Annotated in this window: 18 protein-coding genes; 9 read left to right on the forward strand and 9 right to left on the reverse strand. The window is 69.5% G+C overall.

The window, feature by feature from the left end:
* Positions 1 to 11 precede the first annotated feature (11 nt).
* From atpE to QY307_10240, 7 genes are read left to right on the forward strand one after another with little or no spacing between them, the layout of a single operon-like run.
* Positions 12 to 224 (forward strand): ATP synthase F0 subunit C, encoded by a 213-nt coding sequence (gene atpE, locus QY307_10210; protein ID WKZ82441.1) that lies wholly within the window; start codon positions 12 to 14, stop codon positions 222 to 224.
* Positions 225 to 243: 19 nt separating this feature from the next.
* Entirely contained in the window at positions 244 to 807 is a 564-nt protein-coding gene (gene atpF / locus QY307_10215) for a F0F1 ATP synthase subunit B (GenBank protein WKZ82442.1), read from the forward strand.
* On the forward strand, positions 807 to 1346 hold the full coding sequence (gene atpH / locus QY307_10220) for an ATP synthase F1 subunit delta (protein ID WKZ82443.1): 540 nt from the start codon (positions 807 to 809) through the stop codon (positions 1344 to 1346). The genes atpF and atpH overlap by 1 nt, the downstream gene beginning before the upstream one ends.
* A 10-nt stretch (positions 1347 to 1356) precedes the next feature.
* Positions 1357 to 2871, forward strand: coding sequence for a F0F1 ATP synthase subunit alpha (gene atpA / locus QY307_10225; GenBank protein WKZ82444.1), 1515 nt, complete (start codon positions 1357 to 1359; stop codon positions 2869 to 2871).
* A 7-nt stretch (positions 2872 to 2878) separates the two neighbouring features.
* Positions 2879 to 3757: a F0F1 ATP synthase subunit gamma gene (locus tag QY307_10230; protein ID WKZ82445.1), complete on the forward strand. Its 879-nt coding sequence runs from the start codon at positions 2879 to 2881 to the stop codon at positions 3755 to 3757.
* Between the two features lie 16 nt (positions 3758 to 3773).
* Positions 3774 to 5195 carry a F0F1 ATP synthase subunit beta gene (gene atpD, locus QY307_10235; GenBank protein ID WKZ82446.1) on the forward strand — a complete coding sequence of 474 codons (1422 nt, stop codon included), beginning with the start codon at positions 3774 to 3776 and terminating at the stop codon, positions 5193 to 5195.
* Between the two features lie 33 nt (positions 5196 to 5228).
* Positions 5229 to 5552 (forward strand): F0F1 ATP synthase subunit epsilon, encoded by a 324-nt coding sequence (locus tag QY307_10240; protein WKZ82447.1) that lies wholly within the window; start codon positions 5229 to 5231, stop codon positions 5550 to 5552.
* A gap of 9 nt (positions 5553 to 5561) precedes the next feature.
* Here QY307_10240 and QY307_10245 read toward each other — a convergent pair whose 3' ends face one another.
* From QY307_10245 to QY307_10260, 4 genes are all read right to left on the reverse strand, one after another.
* Positions 5562 to 5993 carry an SRPBCC family protein gene (locus QY307_10245; protein WKZ82448.1) on the reverse strand — a complete coding sequence of 144 codons (432 nt, stop codon included), beginning with the start codon at positions 5991 to 5993 and terminating at the stop codon, positions 5562 to 5564.
* Positions 5994 to 6021: 28 nt separating this feature from the next.
* Positions 6022 to 6471: a hypothetical protein gene (locus tag QY307_10250; protein ID WKZ82449.1), complete on the reverse strand. Its 450-nt coding sequence runs from the start codon at positions 6469 to 6471 to the stop codon at positions 6022 to 6024.
* 17 nt (positions 6472 to 6488) lie between these two features.
* Complete coding sequence (locus tag QY307_10255) at positions 6489 to 7634, reverse strand: peptidoglycan-binding protein (protein ID WKZ82450.1); 1146 nt, start codon at positions 7632 to 7634, stop codon at positions 6489 to 6491.
* 98 nt (positions 7635 to 7732) lie between these two features.
* Positions 7733 to 8809 carry a CapA family protein gene (locus tag QY307_10260; GenBank protein ID WKZ82451.1) on the reverse strand — a complete coding sequence of 359 codons (1077 nt, stop codon included), beginning with the start codon at positions 8807 to 8809 and terminating at the stop codon, positions 7733 to 7735.
* Between the two features lie 55 nt (positions 8810 to 8864).
* On the opposite strand from QY307_10260, the gene QY307_10265 reads away from it, so the two are divergent.
* Together QY307_10265 and QY307_10270 are read left to right on the forward strand one after the other, a co-directional pair.
* Positions 8865 to 9683, forward strand: coding sequence for a PIG-L family deacetylase (locus QY307_10265; GenBank protein WKZ82452.1), 819 nt, complete (start codon positions 8865 to 8867; stop codon positions 9681 to 9683).
* Between the two features lie 37 nt (positions 9684 to 9720).
* On the forward strand, positions 9721 to 10458 hold the full coding sequence (locus QY307_10270; GenBank protein WKZ82453.1) for a HisA/HisF-related TIM barrel protein: 738 nt from the start codon (positions 9721 to 9723) through the stop codon (positions 10456 to 10458).
* On the opposite strand, the gene QY307_10275 is transcribed toward QY307_10270, so the two are convergent.
* The 5 genes from QY307_10275 to QY307_10295 form a co-directional block, all read right to left on the reverse strand.
* A complete protein-coding gene (locus QY307_10275) occupies positions 10455 to 11174 on the reverse strand; it encodes a hypothetical protein (GenBank protein WKZ82454.1) in 720 nt (239 codons plus the stop codon). The genes QY307_10270 and QY307_10275 overlap by 4 nt on opposite strands.
* Before the next feature lie 77 nt (positions 11175 to 11251).
* Entirely contained in the window at positions 11252 to 12259 is a 1008-nt protein-coding gene (locus QY307_10280) for a 2-oxoacid:ferredoxin oxidoreductase subunit beta (protein ID WKZ82455.1), read from the reverse strand.
* A complete protein-coding gene (locus tag QY307_10285; protein WKZ82456.1) occupies positions 12256 to 14124 on the reverse strand; it encodes a 2-oxoacid:acceptor oxidoreductase subunit alpha in 1869 nt (622 codons plus the stop codon). The genes QY307_10280 and QY307_10285 overlap by 4 nt, the downstream gene beginning before the upstream one ends.
* 149 nt (positions 14125 to 14273) lie before the next feature.
* Complete coding sequence (locus QY307_10290) at positions 14274 to 15635, reverse strand: amidase (protein WKZ82457.1); 1362 nt, start codon at positions 15633 to 15635, stop codon at positions 14274 to 14276.
* Entirely contained in the window at positions 15632 to 16738 is a 1107-nt protein-coding gene (locus QY307_10295; protein ID WKZ82458.1) for a DUF3048 domain-containing protein, read from the reverse strand. The genes QY307_10290 and QY307_10295 overlap by 4 nt, the downstream gene beginning before the upstream one ends.
* Positions 16739 to 16779: the final 41 nt, after the last annotated feature.

Consider the following 16779-nt stretch of genomic DNA (forward strand, 5'->3'; position numbering starts at 1 on the left):
AGGAAACCAGAATGGAAGACATCAGCGGCGCCCTGGCGCTCATCGGCTACGGCCTGGCGGCCATCGGCCCCGGCATCGGCATCGGCATCGTTGCCGGCAACGCCGTGCAGGCGATGGCCCGTCAGCCGGAGGCTGCCGGAATGGTCCGTACGACCATGTTCCTCGGCATCGCCTTCACCGAGGCCCTGGCCCTGATCGGCTTCGTCCTCTTCTTCATCGCCTGAACGAGAGGAACCAGAAGTCATGATGAGACTGTTCGCCACCATCGCCTGGGCGGCGGAGGAGACCGTCGAGGAGGCGCCATCGGGCATCGACCTGGTGCTCCCCGAGATCAACGAGCTGATCGCCGGGGTGATCGCCTTCGCGATCGTGTTCCTCGTCGTGTGGATCTGGGCTCGCCCTGCGATCGCCCGCACCCTGGAGGCACGCCAGGACGCCATCACCGGTCAGCTGGCCGCCGCCGAGGGCTCAAAGCAGGAGGCCGAGAGCCTGCTCGCCGACTACAAGGCGCAGCTGGCCAAGGCGCGTGCCGAGGCCAACCAGATCGTCGAGGATGCCCGTCGGGCCGCCGAGGCGTTGCGAGCCGAGATCACCGCCAGGGCCGAGGCCGAGGCCGCCGAGATCGCCCGGCGCGCCCAGGAGGAGACCAGGGCGGAGCGGGAGCGGGCCACCGCCGCCATCCGCGACGAGGTGGCGTCGCTCTCGCTGAGCGTGGCCCAGAAGGCGGTCGCCGAGTCCATCGACGCCAAGGTGCACAAGGCCCTTGTCGACAAGTACATCGCCGAGCTGGGGAGCCTCGCCAACTGATGGCCGCCGACGACCGCATCGACGGGTACGCATCCGCCATCCTCGAGCTGGCCAAGGCCGAGGGGCAACTGGAGCGCGTGGGCGACGAACTGTTCCGGATCGCCCGCGCCTTCGAGTCCTCGGCCGAGTTGCGAGACGCCCTAACCGACCCCCGGGTTCCCGGGGAGCGCAAGAAGGGCGTCGTCGACGACCTGCTGGGCGGCCGGACCTCGCCTCTCACGCTGAACCTGGTCAACTTCGTGGTGAGCGCCGGGAGGGCCTCCGACCTCCCTGCCATCGCCGACCGGGTCGCCGCCATGGCCGCCGCCGGCCGCAACAAGGCCATCGCCGAGGTCCGGACCGCCGTCGACCTCGACGAGCCCACCCTGCAGGCCCTCACCGAGGCGTTGAACCGCGCCACCGGCAAGGACGTCGAGGTGAAGACCGTGATCGATCCTTCCGTGATCGGCGGCGTCGTCGCCCGCATCGGTGACGTCGTCATCGACGGCACCGTGGGCCACCGCCTGCAGCAACTTCGTGAGACCCTGAACAAGCGCTGAGGAGACCGCAATGGCCGAACTGACCATCAATCCCCAGGAGATCGCCGAGGCGCTGCGCCGCAACCTCGAAGGCTGGGACCCGTCCCTGGAGGCCGCCACCGTGGGCCGAGTCATCTCGATCGGTGACGGCGTCGCCCGGGTCGAAGGTCTCCCCGACGCCATGGCCTCCGAGCTGCTCGAGTTCCCCGGCGGCCTCTTCGGCGTCGCCCTCAACCTCGAGGAGGACTCGATAGGCGCCGTGCTCATGGGCGAGGCCAAGCACGTCCAGGAGGGCGACCCGGTGCGTCAGACCGGCAGGGTGCTCTCGGTTCCTGTCGGCGACGCCCTGCTGGGCAGGGTGATCGACCCCCTGGGCAACCCGCTGGATGGAAAAGGGCCGATCGAGGCGACCGAGACCCGGTTCCTGGAGACCCAGGCCCCCACCGTGGTCGAGCGTCAGCCGGTGCACGAGCCCCTGCAGACCGGGATCAAGGCGATCGACGCCATGACCCCGATCGGCCGCGGCCAGCGGCAGCTGATCATCGGCGACCGCCAGATCGGCAAGACCGCCATCGTGGTGGACACCATCATCAACCAGCGCGACTCCGGCGTGAAGTGCATCTACGTTGCCATCGGCCAGAAGGCGTCCACGGTCGCCGAGGTCGTGGACACCCTGGAGCGCAACGGCGCCATGGAGTACACCGTGGTGGTCAACGCCTCGGCGGGAGTGTCCCCGGCGTTGCAGATGTATGCCCCTTACTCCGGCTCGGCCATCGGCCAGCACTGGATGTACGAGGGCGAGCACGCCCTGATCATCTTCGACGACCTCTCCAAGCAGGCGGTCGCCTACCGGTCGATCTCGCTGCTGCTGCGCCGTCCGCCAGGCCGTGAGGCCTACCCGGGCGACGTCTTCTACCTGCACAGCCGGCTGTTGGAGCGCTGCGCCAAGCTCTCCGACGACCTCGGTGCCGGGTCGCTCACGGGTCTCCCCATCGTGGAGACGCGGGCCGGTGACGTCTCCGCCTACATCCCCACCAACGTGATCTCGATCACCGACGGGCAGATCTACCTGGAGGGCGACCTCTTCTACTCGGGCGTCCGCCCGGCGATCAACGCCGGCATCTCGGTGTCCCGGGTGGGTGGCAACGCCCAGATCAAGGCGATGAAGGGCGTGGCCGGCACCCTGCGCCTCAACCTGGCTCAGTTCCGGGAACTGGAGGCGTTCGCCGAGTTCGGTTCCGACCTCGACGCCGCATCGCAAGCGCAGCTGGCGCGGGGACGGCGGGTGGTCGAGGTCCTCAAACAGCCTCAGTACTCCCCGGTCCCGGTGGCCGACCAGGTGATCTCCATCTACGCCGTGAGCAACGGCCACATGGATCGGATTCCGGTGGAGCGGATCTCGGAGTTCGAGAAGGCCCTGGCCGACCACGTCGCCACCCACCATCCCGCCCTGCTGGCGCAGATCGTCGACTCCGGGACCCTGCCCGATCGGGAGGCGCTCGACGCCGCAATCGGCGAGTTCGTCCCGCGATTCCTGGGGGAGTAGCCAGCCGATGGCCAGCGCCGAGCTTCGCCGCATCCAGAGACGGATCAAGAGCGTCCAGTCGACGATGAAGATCACGCGCGCCATGGAGCTGATCGCCGCCTCCCGGATCGTGCGGGCGCAGAGCCGGGTGGCCGCCGCTCAGCCCTACACCCGCAAGATGAACGAGGTGATCCGCAACGTGGCGGCTGCATCGGGGGGCGCCAGCCATCCGCTCCTGGAGGCCCGCCCGGCGGGGACCGTCGGCGCACTGGTGGTGAGCTCGGATCGCGGTCTGGCCGGGGCCTACAACACCAACGTGCTGCGTCTCGCCGAGGGCAGGCTGATCGACCTCAAGGGCGCCGGCCGCGACCTGCGGATCTACGTCGTCGGCAAGAAGGCTGCCGCCTACTTTCGCTATCGCGGATACATCGTGCAGCAGACCTTCCTGGGGGTCACCGACGCCCCCGGGTACGGCGACGCCCGGGGGATCGCCAACGTGCTGATGAACGACTTCGCCGAAGGCACCGTCGACTCGGTCGAGGTGTTCACCACCCGCTACCAGTCGGCGTTGACCCAGACGGCTTCCACCTGGAACCTGCTCCCCATCGAACCGCCCGCCGGCGGCGATGACGCCGCAGGGCCGGTGGGGTACACCTACGAGCCGTCGGCCGACGCCATCCTGGGGCGGCTGCTGCCGCGTTACGTCGAAGGGGCCGTGTTCGGCATCCTGCTCGAGGCATCGGCCTCCGAGCACGCCGCCCGTCGCCGCGCCATGAAGGCGGCCACCGAGAACGCCGAAGAACTGACACGGGTGCTCAGCCGGCAGGCCAACCAGGCCCGCCAGGCCGAGATCACCACCGAGATCTCCGAGATCGTCGGCGGTGCCGAGGCGCTGACCCGCGGATGAATCGAGGAGGAGAACAGTGAGCGAAGCAGTCAGCATCGGCCGGATCGTCAAGGTGGCGGGCCCGGTGGTCGACGTCGAGTTCCCGCCAGACGGGCTCCCCGACGTGTATCACGCCGTCGAGTTCGACATCGCCATCGAAGGCACCTCGCAGACGGTGGTGGCCGAGGTCGCCCAGCACCTGGGGGAGGGGCGGGTGCGGGCCATCGCCATGAAGCCCACCGACGGCCTGGTGCGGGGTGCTCCGGTGCGCAACACGGGAGCGCCGATCAGCGTGCCGGTGGGCCAGCAGACACTGGGACACATCTTCAACGTGCTCGGCGAGCCCCTGGACGTGGATCCTTCGACCATCGACTTCGCCACCCGCTGGCCGATCCACCGTCCCGCCCCGGACTTCGACGACCTCTCCGCCCAGAGCGAGATGTTCGAGACCGGGATCAAGGTCATCGACCTGCTCGAGCCCTACGTGAAGGGCGGCAAGATCGGCATGTTTGGCGGCGCCGGGGTGGGCAAGACCGTGGTCATCCAGGAGATGATCCACCGGGTGGCCACCGAGCACGGCGGCGTCTCGGTGTTCGCCGGCGTCGGCGAGCGCACCCGTGAGGGCAACGACCTCTTCCGGGAGATGCGCGAGTCGGGGGTGATCGACAAGGCGGCCCTGGTGTTCGGCCAGATGGACGAGCCGCCCGGGGTGCGCCTCCGGGTGGGTCTCTCCGCACTGACCATGGCCGAGTACTTCCGCGACGAGATGGGCCAGGACGTGCTGCTCTTCGTGGACAACGTCTTCCGGTTCACCCAGGCGGGGTCCGAGGTGTCGACGCTGCTGGGGCGCATGCCCTCGGCGGTGGGGTACCAGCCGACGCTGGCCGACGAGATGGGAGCGCTCCAGGAGCGGATCACCTCGGTGAAGGGGCGGTCGATCACCTCGCTGCAGGCGGTGTACGTGCCCGCAGACGACATCACCGACCCGGCACCGCACACGACATTCGCCCACCTGGACGCCACCACGGTGCTCTCCCGGAAGATCTCCGAGCTGGGCATCTACCCGGCGGTCGACCCGCTCGACTCGACCTCGCGGATCCTCGATCCGCTGATCGTCGGTGAGGAGCACTACACCGTGGCGCGGCAGGTGCAGCAGATCCTGCAGCGCTACAAGGACCTGCAGGACATCATCGCCATCCTCGGCATCGACGAGCTGTCGGAGGACGACCGCCTCACGGTGGGCCGTGCCCGCCGCATCGAGCGGTTCCTCTCCCAGCCCTTCTACGTGGCCGAGCAGTTCACCGGTATCCCCGGCAAGACGGTCCCGCTCGAGGAGGCGATCCGTTCCTTCAAGATGATCGTCGACGGCGAGGTGGATCAGATTCCGGAGCAGGCCTTCTACATGCAGGGCGGCATAGAAGACGTCCTGGCGCGGGCCAAGGAGATGGCCAATGCGTGATGACCGGCATGCCCTCGGGGGATCGAGGTCGGTGTGAGCAAGGCCTTCCACCTCGACGTGGTCTCGCCCGAGGCGATCGTGTGGTCCGGAGAAGCCGAGATGCTGACAACCCGGACCACCGAAGGCGAGATCGGCATCCTGGCCGACCACGAGCCGACCATGGCGGCGCTTGCCACCGGATCGTCCGAGATCCATGCCGCCGGCGGCGGCACCATCACCCTGGCGATCCATGGCGGGTTCCTCCAGGTGTTTCGCAACGAGGTGACGCTGCTCACCGACCGGGCCGAGATCGCCGAGGGGGATCGAGACCAGGCGCGGGAGCTGGCACGGGCCCTCGCCGAGGTGGAAGAGGGCTGACGCCCCCCGCTATCCGAACGAGGCGGCGAACTCGTCCAGTTGGCTCCTCAGGCCACCGCCGAGGGCGGAGGCCACCGGTCCCCAGAACAGCCCGGCGAGGACGCCACGCGACTGGGCGGTGAGAGCCGCCGCCACCGTGGTGCCCCCCGCCTCGGGCTGGATCTCGAGCACCATGACGCCACTCATCTCGGCGGACTCGAGGGTGAGGCTCATCCCCCTCAGGGGCCGCGACTCGTCGACGATCGCCGACCCCCGATAGGTCCGGCCGGCCACCAGAGCGGTCCAGGAGAACGACGCCAGCCCGGAGTCGGTGGTGACCACGTCCGCCATCTCGTCGATCATTCCGAACCCCTGCCAGGTTTCGGCCCGCTGCAGGGCGTCCCACACGGCGGCGGGGCGGGCGGCGACTTGCACGCGGTGGGAGAAGGTGTCCCGGGGCATGAACGGCGAGGCTAGCCCGTGCCCCGCATCAGCAGGCGAGCTCCACCGCGATCCCCAGGTTCTCGCTCCGGTCCTCCCACGCAGAGCAGGCCGCTGCCACCGCCCGGGCCAGGGCGTCGACCTCGGTCGAGGTCTCCAGTGCCGCCACGAAGGCTTCAGGATCGAGGGACTCGGTGTCGGCCAGGAACGCCTCACCTCCGGACACCAGCCGGCGAAGGGCCTCCACCAGCACCAGGTGCTCCGGCTCCATCTCGGCGGGAGGGCTGAGAGCCTCCAGCGCCTCCGCGGCACGTCTGCGCGCCTCCACCACGGTCGAGATGGCCTCCCGGCCTGGTGTCGATCCGGCGGGCACGGCGGCGAAGGTGTCGGCGGTCATGGATGCGATCACCTCCTGCACGGCCAGGTCGTAGGTCGCGATCGAGCCGGCATCGGCTCCGGAATCCCCTCCGCAGGCGGACAGCGAGGCCACGAGCGCCACGGCGAGGAGCGACCTGGTCAGCCGCTGCAGGCCTTGACGTTGCCCAGGCCGAGGAAGGTCGCCAGGGCGGCCCGGGTGGCGGGTCCGATCTTTCCGTCGATGTCGAGGCCGCCGTACGCCCTCTGGAAGGCCGCCACCGCAGCCTCCGTCTTCGGCCCGTACACGCCGTCGGCGGGGCCGGGGTCGTAGCCGGCGAGGGCGAGCAGCTTCTGCATCGACTTGGCGTCCTCTCCGCGGTAGCCGGGTCGGAGGATCCGGTTGGTGGTGTCCAGCGCCGGGACCACCGGGAGCACCTTGCCGATCCGGTCGATGTGCTGCCTGGTTGTTGGGCCGACCACCCCGTCGGCGGCGATGCCCCTGGCCTCCTGGAAGGCGCGCAGTGCGGTGATCGTCTTGGATCCGGCCACGCCGTCGATCGGGCCCGGATCGTGCCCGACCGCTGCCAGGAAGGCCTGCAGCTCGCGAACCTCGACGCCCCTGGTGTCCTGCTTGATGAGGGTGTTGCTCCCGAGGAGGTTGTCCAGGCTGGCGGTCGCCGGCTTGCAGATCGTCGGCGGGATGCCGGTCGCCGCGGAACGCAAGGATTCGTAGGGGTCGACGAGCACGCCGTCGGGGTCCATGAGCTCGAAGTGGAGGTGGGGCGAGGTGCCTTCAGCGTTTCCGCTGTCGCCCACCCAGCCGATCACCTGGCCGGCCTGCACCCGAGTGCCCAGGGCGAGGTCGGGGGCTATCCCCCAACCCTGGCCGTCGTCGGTGCCCGGGGTGTCGTTGTTGAGGTGGATGTACTTGGAGGTCCAGCCGTCGTCGTGGGCGATCCACAGCGTGCAACATCTGCTGTAGCTGTCGATCCAGGCCTGGTTGGTGCCGCCGTTGTACCGGCCGACCACGCCGTCGGCGACGGCGACCACAGGGGTCATCTTCGGCGACATGATGTCGATCCCGTGGTGGATGCCGGTGCCCCGCGCCGCCCAGAAGGAGGCGCTGTACCGGTTCTCGCCGCCGACGGGGAACACCATCGGGTAGTCGACCACCTCGCCGTACTCGTGCTGGGGCCCGTCGAAGGGGGCGGCGTGGTTGGCCTCGGCCGGGGATGCAGGAACCATGGCGAGAGCAGCCGTCAACGCCACGGCGAGTCCGATGCTGGCTGCTCTGCTGGGGCGCATGGTCTCCGGCCTTCTGCGCGGCTTCCCTGGGGGCGAGTCGCCCCGAGGGGATGGCAACGCTAGTCGAAGACGCGAAAAAGCACCATGTGGCGAACCGGTCATGGCGTGCCGGCGGCGTCGGCGGGCCTGGTCGGCAAGGAGCCGCAGAACCGGCTCACGACGCTCGGATCGGGTGATCCCTCGAGCACCGGGTGGCTGTCGGAGGCCAGGTAGGCCGGGATCAACCGAGCGGTGATCGAGCCGTCACGCTCCACCACGATCTCGGCGACCGCAGTCACGTCGCGATCCGGGCCTTGGGCGCTCCACACGAAATTGCCCATCCCCCAGAAGATAGGGCGGTCCTGGAAATACTCGAACGGAAGCAGGCGATGGTGATGGTGGGCGATCACGGCGTCCGCCCCGGCTTCGATCAGGGTCTCGGCCCGCTCCCTCTCCAGCTCGGTCGGGATTCGCGTCTCGTTGTACTCACCCTGGTGAAGTGAGACCAGCACGATGTCCACCTGCTGGTCCAGGGCCGACACCACCTCTCGCATCAGGTCGAAGCGAGCCGGCGCCACGCCCGGATGATCCGGTTCTGCGAACCAGGGGTTGATCAGCGCCGGCCCGGCGGGGTAGGCGGAGGTGTAGGTGAGCCCGGTCACCCCGGAGAATGCCACCACGGCGATCGTCCAGCCGCCACGTTCGAACACCGCCGGTTGCGTCGCCTCGGACTGGTCGGCGCCGGCCCCGATCGGGTTGAGCCCCAGTGCCTCCAGGTTTCGTCGCCCTTCGACCAGCTTCTCGAAGCCGAAGTCCCCGGCATGGTTGTTGGCCATCACGGTGACGTCGATGCCGTACTTCGCCAGGACCGGAAGCGCCGATGTGTCGCAGCGCAGATTGTTCGGCTTGTTGGACATGATGGCGCCGCCGTCCGCCGGGGCGCACTCCAGGTTGGCGATGGTGAGTGCGTCGCGCAGGAAGATGCCCTGCATCCCGGTGAAGGCGATGTCGTGACCCATCCGGCGGAAGGTCCCTTCGAAACAATCGCAGAGCAGGATGTCCCCGACGGCGTGGATGACCACCCGCTCGCGCCTCTCGGGCGGCTCCGGAGGCTCGGGGCTCGCCGCCGCCTGCGAGATCGGTGTCGCCGCCGCCAGGGCGAGGAGCAGGGCGGCGGTGGCTCGACGGGCGGTCATCGGCGGCGAGGGTACCGGCGGCATGGTCGGCGGGGATGGTTAGTGTCGCCCCGTCATGGCTGGACTCCTCGCCTTTCACGCCCACCCCGACGACGAGTCGATCTCGATGGGGGGCACCATGGCCGAGCTGGCCGGGCGAGGGGTCCCGGTGACGGTGGTCACCGCCACCCGGGGTGAGGCCGGCGAGATCCACGGCGAGCCCGACCCGGAGTCGGTCCGCCCCCGTCTCGGCGAGATGCGCGAGGCCGAGGAGCGCGCCGCCCTGGCCGTCCTCGGGGTGACGGACATCGAGTTCCTCGGCTACCGCGACTCGGGGATGATGGGAACACCCGAGAACTCCCGACGAGACGCCTTCTGGAACGCCGACTTCATGGAGGCCACCGGCCGGCTGGTGCGCCTGATCCGGGATCGTCGACCGACCGTGGTCACCGCCTACGACCCGTTCGGTGGATACGGCCATCCCGACCACGTCCAGGTGCACCGCGTTGGCACCGCCGCCTTCTTCGGCGCTCCCGACCGGGGGCGTTTCCCCGTCTCCGAGTTCGGTGAGCCCTGGGAGCCGGAGACACTGCTGTGGGCCTCCTGGTCGCGCGATCGGATGATCCGGGTGCGGCGGGCGATGCAGGCCGACCTCGGCGCCGACGATCCGGGGGAGGAGCCGGCCACCGGGTTCCTGTCCCGGTTCCTCACCCTCCGTCGGGACGTCTCGAGGTTCGCCGAGACCAAGCATCGCGCGCTTCTGTGTCACTCCACTCAGTTCTCTGCCGAGTCCTGGGTGCGCGGAGCCGCCGCAGACCTCCGTTCCGAGTTCCTCGGGGAAGAGGTGTTCGTCGGGGTCTGGGCCGCCTCAGGAGATCCGTTCGCCGCCCTCTGAGCCCTCACAGCGTCGCCGTCGGGCGTAGGCTCTGCGGGTGGACCTGTACGCCCGCATCAACATCCTCGACGGCCGTGCTGTTCGGCTGCCCCACGGAGACGTCCGCCACGCCATTGCCCTCGACGCCGACCCGGTGGCGCGCGCCATGGGCTGGGTGAGCAAGGGAGCCGACCACCTCCACGTGGTCGATCTCGATGCAGCCGCCTATGGGGACTACGAGAACCGGCCGCTGATACGGGACATCATCGAGGCGGTGTCGGTCCCGGTTCAGGTGGCAGGCGGGGTCCGATCCGGTTCCGAGGTCGAGAGGCTCCTCGGATACGGCGCCTCGCGGGTGGTGATGGGCACCGCCGCCATCGAAGACCAGGTCGCGCTGTGGGACCTGTGCCGCGACTACCCGGACCGGATCGCCGTCGGGCTCGACGTCCGGCCCGACGAGGAACTGGCGATCCGCGGGTGGATGGTCGACAGCGGGGTGTACATGGAGCAGGCCCTGCTGGAACTCTCGTCGGCAGGGGTGGCCGCCTTCTTCGTCTCCGAGGCGGGGCGCGACGCCCTGGAGGAGCAGTCGAACCTGGGGATCCTTCGCCGGGCCCTGGAACTCGCAGATGAGCCGGTGATCGCCGCCGGGGGCGCCAGGGATCGTGACGACCTGCGGTCCCTGGTCACCCTTCAGGCCGGAGGCAGGCATCTCTCGGGAATCGTCGTCGGGCGCGAGGTGACCGAGGGGCGGTTCACCATGGCAGAGGCGATCGAGGTCCTCGGCGGCGCCTAACCCCGGGGGCGTCCCGCCAGCCGGGCGCCGACCCAGATGAGAACCAGGCCGACCAGCAGAGTCGGGGGGAGGGCAGCGGCCCCACCGAGACGGGAGGCCACCCCTCCCAGCGCCGGGGTGATCGCACCCAGAGCAAGGAGAGCGTTCCCCGCCACCTGCGTTCCGCCGCCTCCGCCTCCCAGGCGTTGCCACCCGGATCGTATGGCTCCTCCAGCCAGGTAGGTGACGGCGAACACGTTGAGGAACGGCGTGAAGATGCGCACCCACCCCCATCCGAGAGACGCTCCGGCCAGATCCCCCGACGGCAGGGGGGCAACCGGGGACATCATCACTGCCAGGGTGCATCCGGCCGCCACCACTCCAACCGTGCGGACGATCTGGGAGGCGGTCTCGGCCCGGTGGTGCAGGTGCACCGTCCCCAGCGCCAGGATCGCTCCGCCGAGCACGGCGCCTGCGGTGTACCAGATGCGGAAGGCGGCAGGAGACCACCCGAATCTCTCGACATGAGCGGCGGCGCCGGTTCCCAGGCCGTAGAGGACGACCCCCAGGCCCCACCAGAGGAGGTGACGGCGACCCGGCGCCTTCGCCCAGCGTCGCATGAGATCGAAGCCGAACCCGGCGGCGAGGAGCGTCGTCATCAGGGACACGGCGAGCACCGGCTCAGGATGGCCGGGTCGTGATCCGACGGCGTGTCGGGCCGGGTTGGGGAGCGACAACCGCTCCGATCACGAATCGGGCGACGGCTGTTTGCAGGCACCGACTCCGATTGCCGTCGGCCGAGCCGACGAGGGTCTCAGCCGACGGTCCAGGTGCCAGCCGAGGCGATGAGCGCCGCCAGATCGCCTGGACCCTTGCGTGCCTGGGCGTCGTGGATCTGCCCCTGGAGGGTGTCCTCGTAGACGGGTCGCTCCTTGGAGCGGAAGATCCCGACCGGGGTCGGTCCGAACGGGCCATGGCTCAGCCGGCTCAGGGCGTACGCCGCCGCAGGGTCGTCGGCGTGGGCGTCGTGGACGTGGACGGCATCGATCCCCACCTCGGCCACCTCCACGATCCGTGCCGAACCCCCTTCGATCACCACTCCCCGGGAACCGTCGGGTCCGAACACGACCTTCTCACCGTGGGTGAGGTTGATCCGATTCACCTCGCGCTCCTCCCGTCCGGTGAGGGCGGCAAACGCCTTGTCGTTGAACACGTTGCAGTTCTGGTAGATCTCGACGAACGCCGCCCCGCGATGCTCGTGCGCCGCCGCCAGGATCTCTTGCGTGTGGGGGCGGTCCATGTCGATGGTGCGGGCCACGAACGAGGCCTCGGCCCCCAGGGCAAGGCTCACCGGGTTGAACGGGTGGTCGATCGACCCCGACGGGCTCGACTTGGTCCGCTTCCCCACCTCCGAGGTTGGGGAGTACTGCCCCTTGGTCAGGCCGTAGATCTGGTTGTTGAACAGCAGGATCTTGACGTTGACGTTGCGGCGGAGGGTGTGGATCAGATGGTTGCCCCCGATCGACATGGCATCGCCGTCACCGCTCACCACCCATACCGAGAGGTCGGGCCGGGCGACGGCCACACCGCTGGCGATGGCCGGTGCCCGGCCGTGGATGCTGTGCATCCCGTAGGTGTTCATGTAATAGGGGAAGCGTGCGGCACACCCGATGCCGGAGATGAAGACGATGTCCTCCCGGGCGATTCCGGCCTCGGCCATGAAGTTCTGGACCGAAGCCAGGATCGTGTAGTCGCCGCAGCCGGGACACCACCGCACCTCCTGGTCGGTCTGGAAGTCCTGCCGGGAGTACTCGACGGTCATTCGGTCATCTCCATCAGCCTTGTCTCGATCTCACTCGCCTTGAACGGCTGGCCCTGGACCTTGGTGAAGCGCTCGGCATCGACCAGGAACTCGGCCCGGATCAGGCGCCACAGCTGGCCCCGGTTCAGCTCCGGGACCAGTACCCGGTCGTAGGACCCCAGCACCTCGCCCAGGTTGGCCGGGAACGGGTTGAGATGGCGCAGGTGGACGCGGGCCACCTTCCGTCCCCGGGCGCGCACCCGGTGCACTCCGGCGGCGATCGCCCCGTAGGACGATCCCCATCCCACCACCAGGACCCGGGCTCCCTCCTCCCCTTCGACCTCGGCGGGCGGGATGTCGGCGGCGATCCCGGCCACCTTGCCCTCACGAAGCATGGTCATCCGCTCGTGGTTGGCCGGGTTGTAGGAGACGTTCCCGGTGCCGTCCTCCTTCTCCAGGCCGCCCAGGCGGTGCTCCAGCCCGGGTGTCCCGGGGACGGCCCACGGCCTGGCCAGCGTCGTCTCGTCGCGCAGGAACGGGAGGTACTCCCCGTCGGGGGTGTTGGGTTCGGTGGTGAAGGGCACGGAGATGTCGGGGAGCGAGTCGAGGTCGGGAAGCAGCCAGGGCTCGGCACTGGTGCCGATGTAACCGTCCGATAGGAGAATGACCGGGGTCATGAACTTGAGGGCGATGCGGGCGGCCTCGATGGCACACTCGAAGGCGTCGGAGGGCTTGGAGACCGCCACGATGGGCAGGGGCGCCTCCCCGTGGCGCCCGTACATCGCCATCAGCAGGTCCGACTGCTCGGTCTTGGTGGGCAGGCCGGTCGAGGGCCCGCCTCGCTGCACGTCGACGATCACCAGAGGCAGCTCGGTCATCAGGGCCAGGCTGATGGTCTCGCTCTTGAGTGCGAGGCCCGGACCCGAGGTACCGGTCACCCCCAGGTGACCGGCGAACGCCCCGCCCAGTGCGGCACCGGCGGCTGCGATCTCGTCCTCTGCCTGGAAGGTGCGGACCCCGAAGTTGCGATGCCGGGAGAGCTCGTGGAGGATCTCCGAAGCCGGGGTGATCGGGTACGAGGCGTAGAAGAGGGGGAGGCGAGCCGCTTGGGCGGCGGCGACCAGGCCCCACGCCAGCGCCTGGTTGCCGGTCACATTGGTGTAGGTGCCGGCAGGGAGTCGGGCCGGAGGCACCTGATAGGTGTGCCGGAACATCTCGGTGGTCTCCCCGAGGTTGTATCCGGCTCGAAACGCCATCTCGTTGGCGGCACGCACCTCGGGGCTCTTGGCGAACTTGTCGGCGATCCAGGTCAGGGTCGGCTCCAAGGGGCGGTGGAACATCCACGCCATGAGCCCGACAGCCAAGAAGTTCTTGGAACGGAGCACCTCGCGGCCCTTGACGCCGGAGCCTTCGACCGCCTTCTTGGTGAGGTCCTCCATCGGCACCTTGAGCACCCGGTATGCGTCCAGTGAGCCGTCCTCGAGCGGATTCGAGGTGTAGCCGGCCTTCTCCAGGTTGCGTTCGTCGAAGGCGTCGGTGTTGATCACCAGGATCCCCGCCGGCGCCAGGTCGGCGAGGTTGGCCTTCAAGGCCGCCGGGTTCATCGCCACCAGTACGTCGGGCTGGTCGCCCGGCGTCAGGATGTCGCGATCGGCGATGTGGACCTGGAACGAGGAGACACCGGGAAGCGTTCCCGCAGGGGCCCGGATCTCCGCCGGAAAGTTGGGGAAGGTGGAGAGGTCGTTGCCGAAGATCGCCGAGGCGTCGGTGAACCGGGCACCGGCCACCTGCATGCCGTCGCCGGAGTCTCCGGCGAAGCGGATGGCCACTGCGTGCAGTTCTTCGGTGTCGCGGTCGACGTTCTCTACGGTGGGGGCTTCGGACATGGTCCGATCACTCCTCGGAGGGGGTCGCCGGGTGTGCCGGAGAGTGGGCTCGTGTGGAGCCCGGTTCGGCGGTTTCGTCCAGTTGGATCACGGCGTGGGGCATTGTAAGTACATCTGCGACGGGTCCATCCGGCGCGACGATGCCGACTCTAGGGTCGGTCGGTTGGCAATTGGCCGCTCTCGGCTCGGACCGGTGGCGAGAACCCGACGAGTCCCGCCTCCTCCAGCGCCAGCCCGATCGCCAGCAGTGCCGGCTCCCGGTGGCGCGGTGCGATCAGCTGCACCGACGCCGGCGGCCTGCCCGGGGCCGCCGTGCCGGCCACGGGCAGGGCCAGGGCGGGAAGGCCGGCCTGGCTGGGCAGGGTGGTGAACCACGAGAACGCCCCTCGGTAGCCCTCCCTCGTCCCGGCGACCTCGACCTCGTCGACCCCGATCACCTTTCGCCACGCTGCCGTGGTCGGCGTCAGCAGCAGGTCGGTGGAGGCGAAGGCGCCGGCGAAGGCGTGGCGCAGGCCGGCACGCCATCGGTGTGCCTCGGACACTGCGTCTGCGTCGAAATCGATCACGGCGGCGACGCGGGATCGGACCGATGGGCCGTAGCGTTCGGGATCCTCTTCGAACCAGCGGCGGTGGACGGCTCCGGCCTCTGCGTAGGTCGCCGGGGGGAGCGCATCCGGGTCGAGCGAAGGGAGGCGCACCACCGTCACCACGGCGCCGGCGTCCGCCAGGCCGGCGACGAAGGACTCGAAACCGGATTTCAGCCAGGGGTCGAGGGGGCGATCCACCCAGGGATGGGGAACGGCGACCCGGAGCCCCTCGAGGGTGGCGGCGCCACCGGTCGCCTCCACCGGTTCTGGCGACGACCAGGGGTCGGCGGGGTGGTGGCCGGCGATGACCGAGAAGGCGGCGGCGGCGTCGGAGACGGTGCGGGCAATCGGGCCGACCGTGTCCAGAGAGCCGCACAGCGGGAACACACCGGTGAGCGGCACCCGGCCGTGTCCCACCTTCAGGCCGACGCAGCCACACAGGGCCGCCGGCACCCGCACCGATCCCCCGGTGTCGGTGCCGATGGCCACCGGCACGATGCCCGCCGCCACAGCCGCCGCCGAACCGCCGGAGGAACCGCCGGCCGAGAGGGTCGGATCCCAGGGGTTGCGCACCGGGCCGAACCAGGCGTTCTCCGAGGAGAAGCCGAAGGCGAACTCGTGAAGGTTGTTGCGGCCCATCACCACGGCGCCCGCCGCCTCCAGTCTCTCCACCACGGTCGCCGAGCGGGTCGCCAGGTGCCGGTAGAACGAAGATCCGGCGGTGGTCGTCCGGCCGGAGTGGTCGATCAGGTCCTTGAGGGCGACGGGCCTGCCGGCGAGCGGCCCGGGACGGTCGTCCTCGTCGATCAGTCGGGCCCGTTCGAGGGCGTCCTCATCGACCGAGATGAACGCGTTGAGATCGTCGTCGCCGGCGGCTCCCAGGGCCGCCTCGACTGCGGCCCCGGGCTCCCGACCGGTACTCATGGGCCCGAGATCTCGATCTGGTTTCCCCCGGGGAAGATCGACACCCAGGGCACCCCTGCCGGAACCACGGCCTCCTCGCCGTCGGGGCCGAGGAGCCGGAACTGATCGGTGATGGCCTCCCGCTCCCAGGTTCCGGTCCAGACTGCTCCGCGCGAGATCACCCAGGCGGTCCCGGTTCCCACGGTGTCGGTGGCGGGAACCGGAGTGCCGTCGCCTCCGGGCGGCTCGGCGGTGTACTGCCGCCCGGCGAGGATTACCAGCACGTCAACGGTGATCTGGCCCTTCTCCCCGCTCTCGGTTCGGTACTCGTGCGGGGTCGAACCCATCCAGCGGGTGTACCGGCCACCCTCGTAACGCCAGGTGATCACCGAGTTCTGCGACCAGTGGAGGATCACCTCGGTCGCCGTCGCGTCCGGGATCTCCCACTCGTCGACCCGGTAGAGCCACTGCGGGGGGTCGTTGGAGATCGCCCGGGCGTCGGCGGCGGCGCGAACCTTGGCGGTGTCGGCGTAGAGGTTGTGGGGTGCCGTCCGGGAGGAGGTGCGGAACAGGCCCGAGGTGCTCTCCCCGAGCAGGCGCACCTTGCGGCTGGCGGTGAGCGACTGCACCCAGGGCTGCCCGCCGGACATCACCAATACCGACGGGATGGCCGGCATCAGCGTCGAGTCGGTGGGGCGCAGCGATCTCACCGGCCCCAGGTACTCCGAGTCGTCATCGTGGAAGACGGCGATGAAGCGGGTGAACCCACCCTCCACCAGCAACTCGATGACGGCGTCGGCCTCCTGCAGGCCCGACTGGGGCCTGGCCTCGGGGTGGTTGTCGATCTTGAACGAGATCGCCCTCCTGTCGAGCAGGGTCTCCAGCGGCGGGGACAGGCCGTTCACGGGGGACCGGTAGCCCTCGGGTGGAAGCGTGACCACGTTGCTCGTCGTAGTCGTGGTGGCAGGGACGGTGGTTGTCGTCGTCGAGGTGCTGGTGGTCGATGTGCTCGTGGTCGTGGAGGGAGGCGCGCTGGTGGTGGTCGAGGTAGAGGGGGCGGCCTCGCCGCCACAGGCGGCGAGCAGGATCATCACGGCGGTCAGGCTGCGGATCGGGGTGCTCACCGCCGGGAGCGTACCGGTGGAGCCGGGCGTCGGTGTCCGCC

Source organism: Acidimicrobiia bacterium, assembly GCA_030584185.1.
Taxonomy (GTDB): Bacteria; Actinomycetota; Acidimicrobiia; order Spongiisociales; family UBA11373.

Coding starts and splice junctions, on each gene's coding strand:
- atpA (WKZ82444.1), top strand. CDS start 1,357: ATGGCCGAACTGACCATCAATCCCCAGGAGATCGCCGAGGCGCTGCGC.
- QY307_10260 (WKZ82451.1), bottom strand. CDS start 8,809: ATGACCGCCCGTCGAGCCACCGCCGCCCTGCTCCTCGCCCTGGCGGCG.
- QY307_10230 (WKZ82445.1), top strand. CDS start 2,879: ATGGCCAGCGCCGAGCTTCGCCGCATCCAGAGACGGATCAAGAGCGTC.
- QY307_10245 (WKZ82448.1), bottom strand. CDS start 5,993: ATGCCCCGGGACACCTTCTCCCACCGCGTGCAAGTCGCCGCCCGCCCC.
- QY307_10265 (WKZ82452.1), top strand. CDS start 8,865: ATGGCTGGACTCCTCGCCTTTCACGCCCACCCCGACGACGAGTCGATC.
- QY307_10290 (WKZ82457.1), bottom strand. CDS start 15,635: ATGAGTACCGGTCGGGAGCCCGGGGCCGCAGTCGAGGCGGCCCTGGGA.
- atpE (WKZ82441.1), top strand. CDS start 12: ATGGAAGACATCAGCGGCGCCCTGGCGCTCATCGGCTACGGCCTGGCG.
- QY307_10285 (WKZ82456.1), bottom strand. CDS start 14,124: ATGTCCGAAGCCCCCACCGTAGAGAACGTCGACCGCGACACCGAAGAA.
- QY307_10280 (WKZ82455.1), bottom strand. CDS start 12,259: ATGACCGTCGAGTACTCCCGGCAGGACTTCCAGACCGACCAGGAGGTG.
- QY307_10255 (WKZ82450.1), bottom strand. CDS start 7,634: ATGCGCCCCAGCAGAGCAGCCAGCATCGGACTCGCCGTGGCGTTGACG.
- atpF (WKZ82442.1), top strand. CDS start 244: ATGATGAGACTGTTCGCCACCATCGCCTGGGCGGCGGAGGAGACCGTC.
- atpH (WKZ82443.1), top strand. CDS start 807: ATGGCCGCCGACGACCGCATCGACGGGTACGCATCCGCCATCCTCGAG.